The 3,908-nt window shown below is 68.7% G+C and carries 3 protein-coding genes; 2 read left to right on the top strand and 1 reads right to left on the bottom strand.

Annotated elements, in window-relative coordinates; translation table 11 throughout:
- Positions 1–168: 168 nt before the first annotated feature.
- Positions 169–978 carry an IclR family transcriptional regulator domain-containing protein gene (locus VIR15_RS08050; RefSeq protein ID WP_331926957.1) on the bottom strand — a complete coding sequence of 270 codons (810 nt, stop codon included), beginning with the start codon at positions 976–978 and terminating at the stop codon, positions 169–171.
- Positions 979–1,191: 213 nt separating this feature from the next.
- Between VIR15_RS08050 and VIR15_RS08045 the strand changes: the two genes are divergently transcribed.
- Both VIR15_RS08045 and VIR15_RS08040 read left to right on the top strand, forming a co-directional pair.
- Positions 1,192–2,667 (top strand): amidohydrolase family protein, encoded by a 1,476-nt coding sequence (locus VIR15_RS08045; RefSeq protein ID WP_331926956.1) that lies wholly within the window; start codon positions 1,192–1,194, stop codon positions 2,665–2,667.
- Positions 2,668–2,680: 13 nt separating this feature from the next.
- Positions 2,681–3,908: FAD-dependent monooxygenase (locus VIR15_RS08040; RefSeq protein WP_331926955.1), on the top strand; the 1,228-nt coding region annotated here is incomplete at its 3' end.

Raw genomic sequence — 3,908 nt, 5'->3', positions numbered from 1 at the left:
GCCAGAGAGGGGACCGGACGAGCCGACGCCGGCTCGAGCGCGGTCCGGGGCGGGCGCACTCGAGGACCGGGAGTCATGTGCGTCGGCCACCTCGAGCTCCGTTCAAACGTCCGACTAGCGGACGATCGTCCGCCGTCCTTCGAGTGTGTGACCGTGGGAGGGATGCTGTCAAGAAACCGTGCGGGCCGTGGTCAGTGGAAGCGCGTCACGCGCCGCGAAGTCGGCACTGATGTCCGCGGCGGTCCGGAGCAGGAGCGGCAGGTGTGACCTCAGGAGGGTGTCCATCGACGTCTCGGCAGCGTGCACGGTGACGTTGACTGCCGCGACGACCCGCCCCTCCCCGTTGCGCAGGGGGACGGCCACCGAGCGGACGCCTCTGGCGAGCTGCTCATCGGTCGCCGCCCAGCCCTTGGCCCGTACGTCGCGAAGGCTCGCCTCCAGCTCCTCGTGCGCGGGCAGGTGCCGGGGCTCCACGCCGGACCGGCTCGGCTGGGCCAGAGCCTGGTCGAGCTGGTCTCGGGACAGGTCGGCGAGGAGGACCTTGCCGAGCGACGTGGCGGGCGCGGGGAACCGGGTGCCGATGTGCACCGCGAGGGCAATGATCTTCGGAACCGACACACGCGCGACGTAGACGATGTCGGAACCGTCGAGCTGCGCGATGGAGCTCGACTCGTGCGTCTGGGTCACCAGCCGTTCCAGGTGCGGCCGGGCCACGTCCCAGAGGCCGACCGACTGGACGTACGTCAGGCCCAGCTCGAGGACGCGTGGCGTCAGGGTGTGACGCCCCTGCACCGAGCGGACGTAGCCCAAGGCCTCGAGAGTCCGCAGGATGCGTCGTGCGGTGGGCCGGGCCAGGCCGGTCGCGCTCGCGACATCGCTCAGCGACATCCCCGCCGTGCCGGGTTGGAACGCCCTGATGACGTCGAACCCGCGGGCGATCGACTCGATGAAATCCGGATCGGCGTCGCGACGCGGCATGACGACCTCCCTACGGGTTCGCGGCGGGCTGGTGGCCGGGTCCGCCGCCTGCCCGCACTGGCGACGAGGCAGCCGGACGATTGTCCGATTCGCTCGACTCTATCCCAGGGAACGGGGTCTTGACACTGCAACAGACCGGGAGGACGCTGACGTGAACGGGAGTGGACCGATCTGCGGACACTCGTCCGCGCTTGCGTGAGTGGGAAGGTAGCCATGACAGCACAAGGCCACAGCATCACCAGCAGCGACTTCGAGAAGGGCCGGCCGCTCGTCCTCCGTGGCGGCACGGTCCTCACCATGGATGCGGGCAAGACGGTTCTCCACGACGGCGACGTCCTCGTCGTGGGAACGCACGTCGAGGCCGTCGGGCAGAACCTCGACGTGCCCGAGGGGACGATCGAGATCGACGCAGCGGGCGGCATCGTGATGCCCGGCATGATCGACACCCACCGCCACATGTGGCAGACCGCGATGCGCGGCTACGGCGCCGACTGGACCCTGACGCAGTACTTCGTCTGGTACTACCTCCAGCACGGCAAGGTGTTCCGGCCGGAGGACATCCATGCCGGCAACGTCCTGTCCGCCATCGAGGCGCTCGATGCTGGAGTGACCACGAGCGTGGACTGGTCGCACGGCTTGCAGACGGTCGACCACGCAGACGCCGCCGTCGACGCGCTCGAGTCGGTACCCGGGCGGTTCGTTCTCGCCTACGGCAACATCCAGGCCGGACCCTGGGAGTGGTCGGCGGCGCCGGAGTTCCGCGAGTTCGTGTCCCGGCGCTTCAGCGGGTCCGACATGCTCGGCTTCCAGATGGCCTTCGACGTGACGGGCGACCCTGCCTTCCCCGAGAAGGCGGCCTTCGAGGTCGCCCGGGAGCTCAATGCGCCGGTCACCACGCACGCCGGAGTGTGGGGGGCGACGAACGACGACGGCATCCGGCTCATGCACGAGAACGGGTTCATGGACGACCGGACCATCTACGTCCATGCCGCGACCCTGACCGGTGACTCCTACAACCGCATCGCCGCAACGGGCGGCAACGTGTCGCTCGCGTCGGAGAGCGAGCAGACCTGCGGCCAGGGCTACCCGCCCAGCTGGGCGTTGCGATCGCACGAGATCAACGTGTCGCTGTCCATGGACACGCCGGTCTGGATGAGCGGGGACCTCTTCACCGCCATGCGTGCGACGGTCGGCTCGGACCGTGCCCGCGAACACCTCGAGGCCCACGCGAAGGGCGAGACCGTGACGCACGTGCACCTGCACGCGGATCAGGCGGTGGAGTGGGCGACCCTGGGTGGTGCCCGCGCCCTTGGCCTCGGCGATCGACTCGGTTCGATCGAGCCGGGCAAGCTCGCGGACCTCGTCCTCATCAAGAACGACGCCTCTCCGGTGATGTTCCCGCTGCTCAACCCGTTCGGTCACGTCGTGTATCAGGCGCAGCGTGGCGACGTACACACCGTCATCGTCAACGGACGGGTCGTCAAGCATGACCACGCCCTCATCGGGATCGACCTGCCTGCCGTGCGCAGCGAGGTGGAGAGCACGGTCGAGCATCTCCGGTCCGAGCTCGGCGAGGAGGCGTGGATCGCCGGGATGAATCCCGAGATCCCCGAGACGAAGGTCCTCGACAACCCGTACACCTACACCGACTACGCCTCTTCCGCGACCCACGTGACCCGGACCGAGTAGGACACCGAGTGCCATGACCGTCCGCCACGTCCCCGTCCTCGTCGTCGGCGGCAGCCTCGTCGGCCTGTCGACCTCAGTCCTCCTTGCGCACCATGGTGTGCCGCACCTGCTCGTCGAGCACCACTCCGGCACGGCGATCCATCCACGGGCTGCCTCCTTCCACCAGCGGACCATGGAGGTGTTCCGATCGGTCGGCATCCAGTCGGAGGTTGAGCAGGCTGCCGCGCTCGAGTTCGTGCAGAACGGTGCCATCGTCGCCGTCGAGAGCCTCGGTGGGCGTGAGATCGCGACATTCTTCGCGAACTTCAACGCCGGCGTCGAGGAGCTCAGCCCGACGTCCCGGCTCTTCATCACCCAGGTCGGGCTCGAGCCGGTCCTGCGTGATCGGGCCGTGGCCCTTGGCGCCGAGCACCTCTTCGGGACCGAGCTCGTGTCGCTCACGGAGCACCCAGACCACGTTGCGGCAGTCCTTCGCTCGCGCTCGGGCGGCGCCGACCTCGAGATCACGACCGACCACGTCGTGGCTGCCGACGGGGCTCACAGCAGGATCCGTGAGCAGCTGGACATTCCGCTGGCCGGGCATGGCGATGTCGCCGACTGCGTGACGATCTACTTCAGGTCTGACCTGCGTGACCTCATCGGCGACCGCAACCTCAGCGTCGTCTACGTCAACCACCCGAACCTGCTGGGCTTCTTCCGCTTTGCCATCGACGCCCAGTCGGGGTTCCTGGCCGTCTTCGCCACCTTCGACGCCGACGGCGTTCGCGACAACAACGTCGCCCACGACCTGGCGCCCGACCGGTGCATCGAGCTCGTCCGCACCGCCCTCGGGGCGGCAGACGATCGGCCCATCGAGATCGAGACCGTGCAGTACTGGACCGCCAGTGCGGCCACGGCAACGTCGTTCGGTCGGGGCCGGGTGTTCCTGGCCGGCGACTCTGCCCACGTCATGCCGCCGACAGGTGGTTTCGGGGGCAACACCGGCGTGGCCGATGCCCACAACCTGGCGTGGAAGCTCGCCATGGTGCACCGGGGCATCGCCGGCCCTGGCCTGCTCGACAGCTACGACCAGGAGCGACGCCCGATCGCTGATCTCACGGTGGAGCAGGCCTACACCCGCTACGTCCTGCGCGTCGATCCATCGCTGCCCAAGGACGATCTCCAAGATGCCCTCGACGACCCCTCGATCGAGCTCGGGGCGGTTGTCGCGTCCTCGGCCGTGGCAGGCGGCGACCTGCCAG

Origin of the sequence: Intrasporangium sp., from assembly GCF_036566125.1 — a bacterium.
Classification (GTDB): domain Bacteria; phylum Actinomycetota; class Actinomycetes; order Actinomycetales; family Dermatophilaceae; genus Intrasporangium.
This window is presented reverse-complemented; position numbering and strand designations above follow the sequence as displayed.

What these genes read in the sequence shown, in the direction of transcription:
- VIR15_RS08050 (WP_331926957.1), bottom strand. Translation starts at nt 978, where the DNA reads ATGCCGCGTCGCGACGCCGATCCGGATTTCATCGAGTCGATCGCCCGC.
- VIR15_RS08045 (WP_331926956.1), top strand. Translation starts at nt 1,192, where the DNA reads ATGACAGCACAAGGCCACAGCATCACCAGCAGCGACTTCGAGAAGGGC.